The following is a 16,063-nucleotide window of genomic DNA, read 5'->3' as shown; positions in this document are numbered from 1 at the left end:
TCGTCCACCCGGCCGTAGCGCCCGCCGCTCCCCCGGACCCGGTCCACGGGAAGCTCCCCGGAGTGGAAACGGTGGCGAACGCGGAGCCGGGCCGGGAACGGGCTGAGCCGGGCCATCCGGAGGGGATGGCCCGGCTCAGCGGATCCGACGGGCGGCGGCGCCGGTGACCGGGGCGGCGCCCGATGGCGGCGGCAGGCACGGAGGGGCACCTCGGGTGCCTTCCGCCCGGCGCGGACCAGTTCGGGTTACTTGACGCCCAGGATCTGCTCGATCGGGTCCAGCAGGAAGTAGACCAGGAAGCAGAGACCGACGGCGTTGAGCAGCCACGGCACCTCGCGGAACCGTCCGGTGGCGGCGCGCAGCACGATGAAGGCGAGGACGCCGAGGCCGATTCCGTTGGTGATGCTGTAGGTGAACGGCATCGAGATCAGCGTGAGGAACGCCGGGATGGCGATGGTGGGGTCGGCCCAGTCGATGCCGCGCACGTTGGACGACATGATCAGGAAGCCGACGACGACCAGCGCCGGGGTGGCGGCCTGCGAGGGCACCACGGTGGCGAGCGGCGTGAAGATCAGCGCGAGCAGGAAGAGCCCGCCGGTGAGCAGGTTGGCGAGGCCGGTACGGGCGCCCTCGCCGACGCCGGCGGTCGACTCCACGAAGCAGGTGTTCGCGGAGCAGGAGCCGAAGCCGCCCCCGGCGACGCCGATCCCGTCCACCATCAGGATGCGGCCCATGCCGGGCAGTTGACCGTTCTCGTCGGTGAGCCGGGACTCCTCGCCGACGCCGATGATCGTCCCCATCGCGTCGAAGAAGCCGGACAGCAGCACGGTGAAGACGAACAGGCAGCCGGTGAGGACGCCGACCTCGCTGAAGCCGCCGAACAGGCTCATCTCCCCGATCAGCCCGAAGTCCGGGCTGCCGACGACCGAGTCGGGGAGCTGCGGGACGGCGAGGCCCCACGCCTCGTCCGGGATGTCGGCCAGCGCGTTGATCACGATCGCGACGACCGTCATGGTGACGATGCCGATCAGGATGGCGCCCTTGGCCTTCCGGACCAGCAGGACGAACATCAGGGCCATCCCGATCACGAAGACCAGCACCGGCCAGCCCTGGAGCTGCCCGCCCTGGCCGAGGCCGAGCGGCACCGTGGTGTGCGCGGCGTCCGGGTTGCGGGTGACGAAACCGGAGTCCACGAGGCCGATGAGGACGATGAACAGCCCGATGCCGATGGCGATGGAGCGGCGCATGCCGTTGGGGATCGCGTCCATCACCCGCTGCCGGAGACCGGAGGCCACCAGGATCATCAGCACGACGCCCGCGAGCACCACCATGCCCATCGCGTCCGGCCAGCTCATCTGCGGTGCGAGCTGGAGGGAGACGACGGCGTTGATCCCGAGGCCGGCGGCGAGGGCGATCGGGACGTTGCCGATCACACCCATCAGCACGGTGGTGAGTCCCGCGATCAGCGCGGTGGCGGTGACCAGTTGGGCGTTGTCGAGCTGGTGGCCGTACTTGTCGGTTCCGGCGCCCAGAATGATCGGGTTCAGCACGATGATGTATGCCATCGCGAAGAAGGTGGCGAGCCCGCCCCTGAGTTCGCGTCCCACGCTGGAGCCGCGCTCCGAAATGCGGAAGAACCGGTCCAGTGCGCCGTGCGGCCCTGGCCGAGACGTCCCCTTCTCCGGGTGCTCGGGATTCTCGGGGGGATCGGAGTCGACGGGGCGCGTCGAAGCGGGCATGCGTGACCTCGGGTGGGGAGAGCCCAGATGGGCGGCGGTGTGGCGGAGCGTGCGACAGGGCTGAACCCGAGCGTCCGGCACCGTGGTCTCAGGCCGGTAAAGGATCAGTTTGGAGCATCCAACGATCGAAATCAGCCGCGTGCAACGGAGGTCAGTATGAACAGGTCACGCCAATGATCGCTATCTGCGCGCGTAGAGCCACCGGTCCGTACGTACGCACGCGCACACGGTGACCCCGGACGCGGTGGTCCGGGGCGGTGCGTCGCGCCCGCGCCACCCTCCGCGACCGGAGCGGACGGCCCCTCCGCGAGACCGGAAGCCGGAACCGGGACGCACCCGGCCACCCGGGGCCGGGCGGTGGAGAGGAACCGGATACCGGAGGGCGGGGCGGCGGGAGCGGGTGGGCTCGGGGCGGGCGACGGGGGCTGGGTAGGCTGGCGGCCATGGGGCTGATGAGCAAGTGGACCGACGGTGAGCGGGTGGCGCCGGAACCGCTTGAGGGCAACGTCGTCGCGACGACCGTCACGGGCACGGTGATCTGGGGCGTCCTCTTCCTCGCCCAGCTGCCCTTCTACGGCTGGTACGCCGACCGGGGCCACACCTGGTGGATCTGGACCTGCGCCGCCGGAGCCGGGCTCGGCCTCGTCGGCATCTGGTACGTACGCCGCAGGGAGGCCGCCATCCGCCGGTCCGCCGCGCGGTCCGCCGAGGACGGGCAGACCACCGGCTGACCACACCGGCCGACCGCACCACCGGCGGGGCCGGCCGGGGCGCCGTTCTCGGCAGGGCTGCCGCTCCGCGCGGTGAGCCGAACGCGTACCGTCTCACCCATGACGCACCGGGCAGAGGCCGAGGTTGGTGGATTGGAGCCGGAAGGCGGAGGTGGGGGCGGGGGAGCCTCGGGGGCGAGCGCTGCCGCGCCCCCACCCGACGACGGGCATGCCCCCCCGGAGCACGGCGGGGACACGACAGCGGACGCGGCCCGCGCCACCGGGCTGACCTCCGCTCAGGTGGCGGAGCGGGTCGCCCGCGGCGAGATCAACGACGTACCGGTACGCAGCAGCCGCTCCGCGGCCGACATCGTGCGCGCCAACGTCTTCACCCGCTTCAACGCGATCATCGGCATCCTCTTCCTGATCATTCTGGTCGTGGGGCCGATCCAGGACGGGCTGTTCGGCTTCGTGATCATCGCGAACACCGGCATCGGCATCATCCAGGAGCTGCGGGCCAAGAAGACCCTGGACAGCCTCGCGGTCATCGGGGAGGCCCGCCCGCTGGTGCGGCGGAACGGGGTGAGCAGCGAGGTCGCCACCGGGGACATCGTCCTCGGGGACCTGGTGGAGCTGCGGCCGGGCGACAAGTGCGTGGTGGACGGCGAGGTCACCGAGTCGCAGAGCCTGGAGGTCGACGAGTCGCTGCTGACCGGCGAGGCGGACCCGGTGCTCAAGCAGCCCGGCGACACCATCATGTCCGGCAGCTTCGTGGTCGCGGGCGGGGGCGCGTTCACCGCGACGAAGGTGGGCCGCGAGGCGTACGCCGCGCAACTGGCCGAGGAGGCGTCCCGCTTCACGCTCGTCCACTCCGAACTGCGCAGCGGGATCAGCCAGATCCTCAAGTACATCACCTACATGATCATCCCCGCCGCGATCGGGCTGGTGATCAGCCAGATGGTGGTGGAGCACAACGACCCCTCCGAGGCCATCCGCCGCATGGTGGCCGGGATCGTGCCGATGGTGCCCGAGGGCCTGGTCCTGCTCACCTCGGTGGCCTTCGCGATCGGCGTGATCCGGCTCGGCCGCAAGCAGTGCCTGGTGCAGGAGCTGCCCGCCATCGAGGGGCTGGCGCGGGTCGACATCGTCTGCCTGGACAAGACGGGGACGCTCACCGAGGGCGGCATGGACGTGGCGGAGACCCGCCCGCTGGACGGCGCCGACCCCGGTCACGTGGAGCGGGTGCTGGCCGCCTTCGGCCAGTCCGACCCGCACCCCAACGCCAGCCTCCAGGCCATCGTCGACGCGTATCCGGCGGCCGCGGACTCCGGCTGGAGCTGTGTCGAGGCGCTGCCCTTCTCGTCCGCCCGGAAGTACAGCGGCGCGGTGCTCGCGGAGCCCGACGGCGCCCGGCACACCTGGCTGCTCGGCGCCCCCGACGTGCTGCTGCCCGCCGGGCACGAGACGCTGCGCGAGACGGGGCGGCTGGACAGCAAGGGGCTGCGGGTGCTGCTCCTCGCGCGTACCGGCGCCGAGCTGGAGTCGTCGGAGGCGGCGGCCGGGGCCGAGCCGCGGGCGCTGGTCGTGCTGGAGCAGCGGCTGCGGCCGGACGCCTCGGCCACCCTGGAGTACTTCGCGGAGCAGCACGTCCAGACGAAGGTGATCTCCGGGGACAACGCGGTCTCGGTCGGTGCCGTCGCCGGGCAGCTGGGCCTGCCGGGCGCGGAGGCGCCGGTGGACGCGCGTCAGCTCCCCGAGGACCGGGACGAGATGGCGCGGGCCGTGGAGGAGGGCAGCGTCTTCGGGCGGGTCACTCCGCAGCAGAAGCGGGACATGGTCGCCGCGCTCCAGTCGCGCGGGCACAACGTGGCGATGACCGGGGACGGCGTGAACGACGTGCTGGCGCTGAAGGACGCGGACATCGGCGTCTCGATGGGTTCCGGTTCGGAGGCCACCAAGGGTGTCGCGCAGATCGTGCTGCTGAACAACAGCTTCGCCACGCTGCCCTCGGTCGTCGGCGAGGGGCGCCGCGTCATCGGGAACATCGAGCGGGTCGCCAGCCTGTTCCTGACGAAGACCGTCTACTCGGTGCTGCTGGCGCTGCTGGTGATCCTCTGGCAGATCCCGTACCCGTTCCTGCCGCGTCATCTGACGCTGCTGGCCTCGCTGACGATCGGCATCCCGGCCTTCTTCCTCGCGCTCGCCCCGAACCGGGAGCGGGCCCGGCCGAACTTCGTGCGCCGGGTGCTGCGGTACGCGATGCCCGCGGGTCTGATCGCGGCGACCGGCACCTTCACCGCGTACATGCTGGCGCGCGGTCACTACTCCGGTGAGGGCGCGCTGGACGCGGAGACCAGCGTGGCGACGATGACGCTGTTCCTCATCGCGATGTGGGTGCTGGCGATCGTCGCGCGGCCGTACACCTGGTGGCGGATCGGGCTGGTGCTGGCGATGGGGCTCGGCTTCGTGGTGGTGCTGGTGACGCCGTGGCTCCAGGACTTCTTCAAGCTCCAGCTGGTCGGTACCGAGATGCCCTGGACCGGGGTGGGGGTGGCGCTCACCGCCGGGGTGCTGCTGGAGATCGTCTGGCGCCTGGTCGCCCGCCGGGTGCCCGCCTGACGGGACCGTCCGCCGCCGCGTCCGGCGCTCCGGGGCCGGGCGCGGGGGACCGGCCGGCGCCCGGCTCCGGGGCCGGGCGCGGGGACCGGCCGGCGCCCGGCTCCGGGACACCCGGGGCCGGGGCGCGCGGCCGGTGGGCAGTACGGTGGGGGCTGTGAATACCAAGACCAGGACGCGCGTCGTGACGATCGCGCTCGTGATGATGTTCCTCGTGGTGGCCATCGCCACCGCCTTCGGCGGCTGACCACCCGGCTCACACCCCGATTCGCCCCGGCTCGCCCCCGGCCGGAAGGCCCACCCGCACGTCCGGACCCCACGGGACCGCAGATCCGGACACCACGGACCGGGGACCCGGCCGGGCGAGCCGGGCCTCCGGTGGGATCCGCGGAGCTACCAGGCGAACGCCTCGGGGGTGGGGCCCGGACCGGGGAAGATCTCGTTCAGCGAGGCCAGCAGTTCCTCGCCGAGGTCCAGATCCACCGCGCGCACCGCGCCGTCCAGCTGCTCCCTGGTGCGCGGCCCGACGATGGGACCGGTCACCCCGGGCTGGGCGAGGAGCCAGGCCAGCGCCACCTCACCCGGTTCGAGACCGTGCTTGCCGAGCAGGTCCTCGTACGCCTCGACCTGGGCCCGGACGAAGGTGTTCGCCAGCGCGTCGGCGGAGCGGCCGCTGCTGCGCCGCGCCCCCTCGCTCTCGCGCTTGATGGCGCCACCGAGCAGACCGCCGTGCAGCGGCGACCAGGGGATGACGCCGAGGCCGTACTCCCGGGCCGCCGGGATGATCTCCATCTCGGCGCGCCGCTCGGCGAGGTTGTAGAGGCACTGCTCGCTCACCAGGCCCAGCGAACCGCGCCTGGCCGCCGTCTCGTTGGCCTGCGCGATGTTCCAGCCCGCGTGGTTGGAGGAGCCGGCGTAGAGCACCTTGCCCTGGGTGACGAGGACGTCGATGGCCTGCCAGACCTCGTCCCAGGGGGTGTTCCGGTCGACGTGGTGGAACTGGTACAGGTCGATGTAGTCGGTGCCGAGGCGCTTGAGGCTGGCGTCCACCGCGCGGCGGATGTTCACCGCGGACAGCTTGTTGTGGTTGGGCCAGACGTCGTCCATGTCGGCGCTCATGGTGCCGTACACCTTGGTGGCCAGGACGGTCTTGTCGCGCCGGTTCCCGCCCTGGGCGAACCAGCTGCCCAGGATCTCCTCGGTGCGGCCCTTCTCGGTGCCCCAGCCGTAGACGTTGGCGGTGTCGAAGAAGTTGACGCCCGCGTCCAGCGCGGCGTCCATGATGGCGTGGCTGTCGGCCTCGTCGGTCTGCGGTCCGAAGTTCATCGTGCCCAGCACGATCCGGCTGACCTTGAGCCCCGTGCGGCCCAGTTGCGTGTACTTCATCCACCCACCCAAGCCCGTGGAGTGCGCTCCAGGCAAGGGCGACCCGGGCGTCACGGCCCGTGGTTCCGAACCTCCCGCCCGCCGCCGTGGCCGGGCAACCCCCGCTGACGGCGGTCCCGGGCTGCGTACCGGAGAGTCGCGACGTCCGGATGCCAGGCCCGGCGGTGGCGTGGCGTGGCGTGGGTGGGGTGGGGACAGCCGGGGTGGAGGGGTGGGGAAAACGCCGGGTGGGGGGTGGGGGAAACCGGCGGGTGCGATGTCACCTCAGGGTGGCAGGGTGTGGAGATGACCGGGGAGCAACTGGTGCGCAGCGCCTATGTGTTGGAGAAGACCTACGACGGCCGGTCGGCCTGGACCCTGTTCTTCGTCTACGCCCGCCGCGCGCACATCTGGGCGGTACTGCGGGACATGTACGTGGACAATCCCGATCCGGACGTGGTCGACGGGCAGATCTGCTGCCACGAGGAGGGCGAGACAGCCGATCTGTGGCTGATCGAGGGCGGCAGACGCACCGGTCACGTGGACCTGACGGTCTTCCTCGGGGAGCCGGTGGAGCGCACGGAGCCCGGAGGGTCCGAGCGCCAACTGGAGCTGGACCGCGCCGGGTTCGAGGCAGCGGTACCGGCGGCCCTGGCCGGCGCGCCGCTGCGGCACGGCGAGGACCTCCAACTGTTCGGTGGCCAGGCGGACTTCCGTGACCTCGACGCCGAACTCCCGTTTCTCTACCCGGAGCATCCGCTGCACTACGGCATGCAGGTCTGGGGCGAGGGCGAGTTGTCCGACGAGCCGTACGACGTCTTCACCGATCCGGACCCTGATCCAGACCCCGGCCCGGACCCCCACCCGCACTCCGCCCTCCCGGCCTGACCACACCCCCACCCGGCGCCCCCGCTCCCCACAAACAACTCCGGCCCACCCCGACCAGGGCCCACCCCGACCAGGGCCACTGCGACTCGGGCCACTGCGACTCGTTCCCGCCGTGGACACGCACGGTGAGGCTCAGCCCCCGCCCGCGCCGTGGAACCGCCGTGGGCCCGCCTCCACGACGCGGGGCGCGCGCCGGTGGCGGCCGGGTGCCGGAGCGCGGAACCGGCGTGGCGGTTTGGCGTACGTCGGACGGTGTGGTGTGGCGCCTCCGGTTATCCGGCAGGCTGGGATCATGCATGTCTCCGTACGTTCCGCCGTGCCGCTGCTGACCGCAGTCGCGTTGCTGGCCACCGTTCCGGCGGCGCGGGCCGACGCCCCAGCGTCGAAACCGAGCCCGGACCCGCGGCAGTTCACGATCCGGGACGCGCGGATCACCGAGTCGAGCGGGCTCGCCGCGAGCCGCGCGCACCCGCACGTCTACTGGACGCACAACGACTCGGACGACGGCCCGTACGTCTACGCCGTCGACAGCAGGACCGGGAAGACGGTCGCCACCGTCACGTTGCGCGGTATCAACCCCCGTGACGTGGAGGGGATCTCGATCGGCCCGAAGGGCGACATCTACGTGGGCGACATCGGGGACAACTTCGACGGCCGGTGGAACGAGGTGTGGATCTACCGCTTCCGCGAACCGGCGAAGCTGCGGGACACCACGGTCGATCCGGTGCGGTACACGGTGCGTTACGCGGACGGGGGGCGGGACGCCGAGTCGCTGATGGTGCACCCGCGGACCGGCCGGGTGTACATCGCCAGCAAGAACGACAGGCGGGGCGGGCTGTACGAACAGCCGGACACGCTGAACGCGTCCGGTGTGAACACCTTCCGTCGGATCGCCGACACCGAACTGTCCGCCACGGACGGCGCGTTCTCCCCGGACGGCTCCCGGCTGGTGCTGCGGGGCTACTTCAGCGCCCGCATGTACCGCTGGGAGAAGGGCGGTTCGGGACACCGTCCGCGCTTCCTCAGCACCGTGCGGGTCCCGATGCAGTGGCAGGGCGAGTCGGTGACGTACACGCCCGACGGCCGGTTCCTGATGTTCGGGGCCGAGGGACGCAACAGCGCGGTAAAACCTGTCGAGTTGAGCGGACGCGAACTGCCGGGCAGCCTGCGGGAGAAGGTCGAGCGGGAGCAGGACGGCGACGGCGAACGCGGCGACGCGCGGGGCGGGGACGACGACGGGGACAGCCCGGCGGCGAACAGCAACACCGTCGTCGGCCTGGTGACCTTCGTCGTCGCGGTGAGCGCCTGGCTGGGCCTGCGCCGGCTGTTCCGCCGCCGCGACTGACATCCACAGGAGCATCCCCCGCCCCGTCCCGTCCGGCCGTCCCGTCCCGACTCCACTCGACTCGTCCGGACTCGCCTCGCCCCGGATCGCTTCGTCCCGTCTCCGGAGGGTGGCGAGGTGGAGGCGTGGTTCCGGGGAGGTCAACGGCTCGTTAGTGTGCGTCCGTTGAGACGGTACGGCGGGTGCGCCGGGCCGCCGGAGACGGCGTCGGCCCGGAACGTGGCCCGGCGGGAGGGCGGGCGGAGGTCCGCGGGAAGGGGAACACCGGAAGATGGTGACGGTGGAGCCGGCGACACCGGCGGACGTGGCGATCATCGCGACGCTGCTCGGGGAGATAGCCGTCTACTACGGTGGCGAGGACCTGACGGACGAACGCCAGGTCGAGGCCGCGCTGTTCGGCGACCGTCCGCTGGCCACGGTGCTGCTGGCCCGCGAGGCGACGCCCGGCTCCCCCACCGGGACGGGCCCGGAGGACGGTGGCCCCGACGCCGCCGTCCCGGAGCCCGGAGTGCTGGGCTTCGCCTCGTACACGTATCTCTGGCCCGCTTCGGGGCGTAGCTCGATGTTCCTGAAGGAGCTGTTCGTCCGGGGCCACGCGCGGCGACGCGGAGTGGCCGGGGCGCTCATGACCGAACTGCGCAAGCTCGCCGCGGACTTCGGGTGCGCCCGGCTGGAGTGGACGGCGGACCGCGACAATCCGGCCGCGCTCGGCTTCTACGAGGCCCTGGGCGCGGAGGAGAAGCACAGCAAGGTCTTCTACCGCGTGGAGCCCTGAGCCCGGCACCACGAAGCACCGCCCACCACGCCTCACCTCACCCCACCCAACCCGCCTCGCTTCTCCGCCCCGAGCGCCCACTGTGAGCCCCCGGCCGCGCCCGTCCCCTCCCCGTCTCGGCGCGTCAGACCGTCCGCGTCGGACCGTCGCCGCGTTCCGTACGCCGCGTGGGTGCGGGGCGGCGTCACCGTGCGCGGGCGTGGTGGACCGCTCGTCCGGGTGAGGTCGGGTGGAGCCCAACGGGCGCTTCCCGGCGGCATCTTGGCAGCGGGCCGGGCCGCCCGGAGGGGGTCGTGCCGGACGGGGCAGCTCCGGGACAGGGGCCGTGCCGAACCGGGGGGCCGTTCCGGGCGGGAGGGCCCTCACGTCCTGGGACGCGTCACCTACCCGGGGGTGGCGGGCTGGCCTCGTCGTCCACAGGGGGTGACGGGCGCACGGCTCCGCGCACCGGAGGCTTCTGGTCGTCCGGGGGGATGGCGGAGGAGCCGTCCTCCGGGAGCCGCCCGTCGCGCGCGTCGACGAGGGCCTGGAAGCCGTCGAGCAGCGCGCGCAGCCCGAACCGCATCACCTGGAGTCCGGTGGCGCTGAAGGCGTCCTCGTCCACCGAGGCCAGGTTGGGGTAGTTCCCCGACTCGATCGCCCGCTCCAGGAACGGTTCCTGCGCCGCCCAGAAATCCTCGTCGGATACGCCGGACTCCTGGGCGGCCTGGCGCTCCAGGATGTGCGAACGGGCCGAGCCCAGCACGAAGTTGTCGAGCGCGACGAGCAGCGACATCTTCTCCTGGCTGGTGAGTCCGAGCCCACGCAGCGGGGTGAGCGCCGTCTCGACCCCGGCCATCGAGCGGGGCCCGAGGATCGGGCGGGACTGGTTGATCTGGATCAGCCAGGACGAGGTGGTGTACAGCGTCCACGAGTCCTCGGCGATCCGCTCCATGGCCTCCCGCCACCCGAGGCCCTCGAAGGCCGTTGCCTCGGCGGGGCCGTTGACGTGGTCGACCATCAGGTCGATCAGCTCGCCCTTGCCGGGAACGTACCGGTAGAGCGACATGGTGCCCACGCCGAGTTCGCTGGCGACGTTCCGCATGGAGAGCGCGGACAGCCCCTCGCGGTCGGCCAGGGCGATAGCGGCCTCGACAACGCGGGCCAGGGTCAGGTTCCGCTTCGGGCCGCGGCTGGGCACCGCCCCGGGGTTCCACAGCAGTTCGAGGCTGCGGGTCAGGTCGCCGCCGCCGGTGTGCTCGTCGGTCATGGTGCCCCCATCGTAAGTGACCCCGGGGAAACTGGGTATGGCGTACGCTGTTTTCCTCTGGGTACGGTGTACCCAGTTTTTGGCCCTGTCTGTACCCACTCCACCCCCGGCGCCCCGAACGCGCCCTGTCCACTGCGGGGTGGACCAGCACACGAAGGGGGAGAATCCGTGACGACGTCCTACTCGGTCCTGGCCGAGGGGCTCCGCAAGAGCTACGGCGAGAAGCGCGCGCTCGACGGCCTCGATCTCGCCGTACCGCACGGCACGGTGCTCGGCCTGCTCGGCCCGAACGGCGCCGGGAAGACCACCGCCGTACGCGTTCTCAGCACCCTGATCCGCAGCGACGGCGGCACCGCCCGCGTCGGCGGGTTCGACGTGGCGCGGGAACCCCGCAAGGTCCGCCGCCGCATCGGGCTCACCGGCCAGAACGTGGCCGTCGACGACATCATCAGCGCCCGGCAGAACCTGGTGATGTTCGGGCGGCTCTTCCACCTCGACCCGGCGCACGCCCGCCGCCGCGCGGACGAACTGCTGGAGTACTTCAGCCTCACCGAGGTCGCCTCGAAGCAGCCGAAGACCTTCAGCGGAGGCATGCGCCGACGGCTGGACCTGGCGGCCAGCATGATCCTCGCCCCCGAGGTCCTCTTCCTGGACGAGCCGACGACCGGGCTGGACCCGCGCGGACGGAACGAGGTGTGGGACTCGGTCCGCACCCTCGCGGCGGGCGGCACCACGGTCCTGCTCACCACCCACTACCTGGACGAGGCCGACAAGCTCTCCGACCGGATCGCGCTGATCGACGGGGGGCGGAAGGTCACCGAGGACACGCCCGACGGGCTCAAGCGGGCGGTCGGCGGCGACCGGCTGGAGGTGGTCGTCAGCGATCCGTCCGACCTTCCCCTCGTCCGCGCGACCCTCTCCCGGGTGGCCAGCGGAGGCAGCGAACCCGAGGCGGACGCCGAGGAGTTGCGGGCCCAGGTGCCGGTCCGCTCCGGGGTGACGGCGCTCACCGAGGTGGCCCGCGAACTCCAGGACGCGGGCATCGAGGTCAACGACATAGCGCTCCGGCGACCCACCCTCGACCAGGTCTTCCTGACCCTCACCGGCCTGGACCCCGAACCCGGATCGCCGCACTCCGGGGAACCGAGGCCCGGAGAGCGGGAGTTCGAGGGCTCCAGCTCGGGGAACGGGCCGGGTGCGCCGGGTGCCCCGCGCCCCGCCAGCACCCCGGCCCAACGCCGTACGGGGACCACCGGCACCGCCACCGGAGGCACCGGGACTACCGGAGGCACCGGGACTACCGGGCCCGCCGGGAGCGGCAAGAGCGCTGGCGCGGGAGGCGGTTCGGTGGCGGCATCCACCAACTCCTCCTCGTCGGTGGAGACTTCGGGCTCGGACGGGACCAACTCCACACCGGTCACCGGCGAACCCGGCCCCTCGCGCACCACCAAGAGCAAGAAGGGCACCAGGGGCACGAGGGCAACGGAGACGGCGGCGAGGGCGACGAGGGAGACAACGGCGACGACGACGGACACCGCCGGGACGGCGAAGGAACCAGCGAAGGAACCGGCGGAGGAATCCAGGGAGACCGAGGAGGACGTCACCGCATGACGACCACGACCGAACAACCCCGCACGGCCACCCCACCGGAGGGCACGCCCGCCCTGGACGGCCCGGAGCGCCGTGTCTACTGGGCCTTCGTCGACTGCGCGACCGTCGTCCGCCGGGACGTCACCCATCTCATCAAGCAACCGGCGAACGTCGCCTGGCAGTTGGGCTTCCCGATCGTCTCGGTACTGCTCTTCGTCTTCGTGTTCGGCAGTGCCATGGACGTCGGCTCCGGAGTCGACTACAAGGACTTCGCGATGCCCGGCATGTTCGCGATGACCATGGCCTTCGGCTTCATGAACACGGCGATGGCCGTCGTCATCGACAAGGAGCGCGGCGTCACCGACCGGTTCCGCTCCATGCCGATGGCCTCCTCGGCGGTGGTCACCGGACGCGGCATCTCCGACGTGCTGCACGCCGCACTCGACCTCGCGGTGCTCGCGGGGATCGCGCTCGTCGTCGGCTGGCGCTCGGACGGCTCGCTGCTCGGCACGCTCTACGCCTTCGCCCTGCTGCTCCTGCTGCGCTTCGCGCTGATCTGGGTCGGCGTCTGGATCGGGCTGCTCGTCCCGAACATGGAGGCGGCCGGGAACCTCTTCGCCGTCGCCTTCCCGTTCGGGATGATCTCCAGCGTCTTCACCCCGCCCTCGATGATGCCGGACTGGCTGGGCGCCATCGCGATGTGGAACCCCGTCTCGGCCACCGCCAACGCCGTCCGGGACCTCTACGGGAACCCGGTGACGCTGGGCGACAGCTGGATCGAGCAGAACGCGGCGCTGATGGCGGTCGTCTGGCCCCTGATCATTACCGCGATCTTCCTGCCCCTGGCGGTGCGGAAGTTCCAGAACCTCCGCCGCTGAACACACCGCGCCAGCGGAGGCGGAACCGTCAGGGGAAGCGGAAACCGCCGGTGGAGTTCGGGCCGTGGGGGAAGCCGAACGACAGGGAACGCGGAGCGGTCAGACGCGCGGGCCACCACCGACGGGGGGGTGGCCCGCGAACTGTTTCTGGCGGAGGTCGGACGGGTGGGCGGCGTCGAGACGGCGGCGCAGGGAAGGCGGGGGACGTCGGAGGGGCCGTCGAGGGGGACGGCGGAGGGATGTCGGGGCGGGGAGATCGGGGCGGGGAGGTCGGAGCTGGCGCCGGGGACCGGGGCCGGGCTGAGGGGCGGGGCTTACTCGCCGACCAGGCGCAGCTCGTAGAGCGAGGGACGGTCCATCCGGAGCGCGGCGGTCAACGGCGTCACCAGCCCCTGCATCAGCGGGTGTTTACGGGCCAGCGCCCCCGCCGCGTGCCGGGACTCCTCTCCGGACAGCTTCCGCACCCGGGCCTTCATCGGGGCTCCGGTGGGGGTGCCGCCCGCCGAGGCGGTGACGATCTCGACCTCGGGGTAGCGGTCCAGATTGGTCCGCGCGTGGCCGTAGGTCCGGACGAAGGCCCGGTCCCCCTCGACGGTGATGTGCGCACGGCAGCCGACCGGCGTGCCTTCCGGCTCGTACGTGGTCAGCCGTACGCGCCTGGCGTGGGCGAAGAGCATCAGCCCGGTTGTGGGTGTGGTCATGGCGGGCGGCGTACCCGGTACACAAAACGGAAAAACGAGTCCGGTCGGGTGCCGCGCCCCCGCGCTCCTCCACCTGGCCCCACCCGGACCAGCCCCGTCCCCACCAGCCCCGGAACCCGGAGGCGGGGACGCGACGACAACGGGACAAGGACGAGGACAGGGACGGCAGCGAGGACAGCGACGGCAACGGGGACGGCGACAGTCGGGACGAAAAGGGGTGGGCGCCGACGTACTCGCCGGCGCCCACCCCCTCAGCTCGTCACCGCGTCACCGCGTCACCACGTCACCGCGTCACCGCGTCAGCTCGTCGCGGCGTCGGCTCGTCAGAGGCGCTCGATCACGTAGTCGACGCAGGCCGTCAGCGCCTCCACGTCGGCCGGCTCGACCGCCGGGAACATCGCCACCCGCAGCTGGTTGCGGCCCAGCTTGCGGTAGGGCTCGGTGTCGACCACGCCGTTGGCTCGCAGGACCTTCGCGATGGCGGCGGCGTCGATCCCGTCGGCGAAGTCGATCGTGCCGACGACCTGCGAACGCTGGACCGGGTCCGCGACGAAGGGCGTCGCGTGCGCCGACCGTTCGGCCCAGCCGTACAGCCGCGAGGAGGAGTCGGCGGTGCGCTTGACCGCCCAGTCCAGACCACCCTGGCCGTTGATCCACTCCAGCTGGTCGGCGAGGAGGAACAGGGTGGTCAGCGAGGGGGTGTTGTACGTCTGGTTCTTGCGGGAGTTGTCAATCGCCGTCTGGAGGTCGAAGAACGCCGGGATGTGACGGTCGGACGCGGCCAGCCGCTCCGCGCGCTCCAGCGCGGCCGGGGAGAACGCCGCGATCCACAGCCCGCCGTCGGCGGCGAAGGACTTCTGCGGGGCGAAGTAGTAGACGTCCGTCTCCGCGATGTCGACGGGCAGGCCGCCCGCGCCGGAGGTGGCGTCCACCAGGACGAGTGACCCCTCGTCGGCCCCCGCCACGCGACGCAGCGGCATGGCGACACCGGTGGAGGTCTCGTTGTGGGTCAGCGCGTAGACGTCGACACCGGCCTCGGCGGCGGCCTCCGGGTGGGTGCCCGGCTCCGACTGGATGACGGACGGCTCGTCCAGCCACGGCGCCTGACGGGCCGCCTTGGCGAACTTGGCGGAGAACTCGCCGAAGGAGAGGTGCTGCGACCTGGCCTCGATCAGGCCGTGCGTCGCGATATCCCAGAAAGCGGTGGTTCCGCCGTTGCCGAGCACCACCTCGTACCCCTCGGGGAGCTGGAACAGCTCCCGGATACCGTCGCGAACCCGGCCCACGAGGTCCTTGACGGGAGCCTGCCGGTGCGAGGTGCCGAGAAGGGAGGTTCCGGTGGCGGCCAGCGCGGAGAGCGCCTCCGTGCGGACCTTGGACGGGCCCGAACCGAATCGTCCGTCGGCGGGCTTCATGTCAGCGGGAATCTGGAGATCAGCCACGCCTTGCAGCGTAGTCCCTCGACGCAAGGCCGCCTCGGCGACGTCCACCCCGTGAGCAGGGACGAAGCGACGCGACACGAAAAGGCCACCCGAGAGCACCGCTCTGACCAGGTGTTTCACGGAGATCACCGGACGCCCCCGAGCGCGTCACTGTGCCACGTATCACCGCCTTACGACGTGCGCGCCCATCCCACCGATCCCGGACGAGACGCGGGCCTTCGGCCGTCATTACCCGCTTCGCCCGATACACGGGGCTTTGCTCGTGCGTGCGTGCTCGGGTACGTGCGCGGGTGCGTGCTGCTGGGTACGACGCTCGCGAACGCGCACGGGATGGCGCGGCCCGGGGTGGCGCGGCCCGGTGCGCGGGGTAGCGGCTCCCGGCACGAGCGAAGGAGGCGGGTCCCGAGCGGGCAGGGGGCGGCGGATCCCGGGACGGGCGGGTCCCGAGCGGGCGAGGGGGACGGGGACGGAGGTGGCGGGTCCCGAGCGGGCAGGGGGCGGCGGATCCCGGCGAGGTCGTGGACGTCGGGTGGGCGGGGCGAAGGTCAGGCCAGATCGGACGGTCAGGCAAGGTCGACGGTCGGGCCGGATCGGTTGGGGGCCCGGTGTTTCGGCCAGGACCGAAACACCTGTCAGACGAGTACCGCGACCGGCACCATGAACCATGTCCGCGGGCCATTCGGTCAACGTCCGGCAAACGTCCGGACAGACTGTTCCCCAGTTCGGCCGAGCGCCCGCGTCAGGGGGAAACCGGGGGGCACATCG

General features: G+C 71.9%; 11 protein-coding genes and 1 pseudogene. 7 read left to right on the top strand and 5 right to left on the bottom strand.

What is annotated here, in order from left to right; genetic code table 11:
- Positions 1-245: 245 nt before the first annotated feature.
- Positions 246-1,739, bottom strand: a complete 1,494-nt coding sequence (locus tag E0L36_RS20775; protein WP_180930625.1) for an NCS2 family permease — start codon at positions 1,737-1,739, stop codon at positions 246-248.
- Between the two features lie 452 nt (positions 1,740-2,191).
- Between E0L36_RS20775 and E0L36_RS20770 the strand changes: the two genes are divergently transcribed.
- Positions 2,192-2,470 carry a DUF2530 domain-containing protein gene (locus E0L36_RS20770; protein ID WP_180930860.1) on the top strand — a complete coding sequence of 93 codons (279 nt, stop codon included), beginning with the start codon at positions 2,192-2,194 and terminating at the stop codon, positions 2,468-2,470.
- A gap of 99 nt (positions 2,471-2,569) precedes the next feature.
- Positions 2,570-5,068, top strand: coding sequence for an HAD-IC family P-type ATPase (locus E0L36_RS20765; RefSeq protein ID WP_180930624.1), 2,499 nt, complete (start codon positions 2,570-2,572; stop codon positions 5,066-5,068).
- A 390-nt stretch (positions 5,069-5,458) separates the two neighbouring features.
- On the opposite strand, the gene E0L36_RS20760 is transcribed toward E0L36_RS20765, so the two are convergent.
- A complete protein-coding gene (locus E0L36_RS20760) occupies positions 5,459-6,451 on the bottom strand; it encodes an aldo/keto reductase (protein ID WP_180930623.1) in 993 nt (330 codons plus the stop codon).
- Between the two features lie 285 nt (positions 6,452-6,736).
- Between E0L36_RS20760 and E0L36_RS20755 the strand changes: the two genes are divergently transcribed.
- From E0L36_RS20755 to E0L36_RS20745, 3 genes are all read left to right on the top strand, one after another.
- Positions 6,737-7,318 carry a hypothetical protein gene (locus E0L36_RS20755; RefSeq protein WP_180930622.1) on the top strand — a complete coding sequence of 194 codons (582 nt, stop codon included), beginning with the start codon at positions 6,737-6,739 and terminating at the stop codon, positions 7,316-7,318.
- A 292-nt stretch (positions 7,319-7,610) separates the two neighbouring features.
- Positions 7,611-8,663, top strand: coding sequence for a hypothetical protein (locus E0L36_RS20750; protein WP_219636847.1), 1,053 nt, complete (start codon positions 7,611-7,613; stop codon positions 8,661-8,663).
- A gap of 271 nt (positions 8,664-8,934) precedes the next feature.
- Positions 8,935-9,438, top strand: a complete 504-nt coding sequence (locus E0L36_RS20745) for a GNAT family N-acetyltransferase (protein ID WP_180930621.1) — start codon at positions 8,935-8,937, stop codon at positions 9,436-9,438.
- Positions 9,439-9,817: 379 nt separating this feature from the next.
- Here the strand turns inward: E0L36_RS20745 and E0L36_RS20740 are convergent, their stop codons facing one another.
- Positions 9,818-10,687 (bottom strand): TetR/AcrR family transcriptional regulator, encoded by an 870-nt coding sequence (locus E0L36_RS20740; protein ID WP_180930620.1) that lies wholly within the window; start codon positions 10,685-10,687, stop codon positions 9,818-9,820.
- A gap of 132 nt (positions 10,688-10,819) precedes the next feature.
- Between E0L36_RS20740 and E0L36_RS20735 the strand changes: the two are divergent.
- Positions 10,820-11,794 (top strand): annotated as a pseudogene (locus E0L36_RS20735) (ATP-binding cassette domain-containing protein); the annotation flags it as partial.
- 500 nt (positions 11,795-12,294) lie between these two features.
- Positions 12,295-13,155, top strand: a complete 861-nt coding sequence (locus E0L36_RS20730; protein WP_180930619.1) for an ABC transporter permease — start codon at positions 12,295-12,297, stop codon at positions 13,153-13,155.
- A 314-nt stretch (positions 13,156-13,469) separates the two neighbouring features.
- Here the strand turns inward: E0L36_RS20730 and E0L36_RS20725 are convergent, their stop codons facing one another.
- Complete coding sequence (locus E0L36_RS20725) at positions 13,470-13,856, bottom strand: hypothetical protein (protein WP_180930618.1); 387 nt, start codon at positions 13,854-13,856, stop codon at positions 13,470-13,472.
- 323 nt (positions 13,857-14,179) lie between these two features.
- Entirely contained in the window at positions 14,180-15,298 is a 1,119-nt protein-coding gene (serC, locus tag E0L36_RS20720) for a phosphoserine transaminase (protein WP_180930617.1), read from the bottom strand.
- Positions 15,299-16,063 lie beyond the last annotated feature (765 nt).

The sequence above is a fragment of the Streptomyces sp. AJS327 genome (assembly GCF_013450295.1).
Taxonomy (GTDB): domain Bacteria; phylum Actinomycetota; class Actinomycetes; order Streptomycetales; family Streptomycetaceae; genus Streptomyces.
Note: the sequence above shows the minus strand (reverse complement) of the source record. Positions and strands in the feature narration are given on the sequence as shown.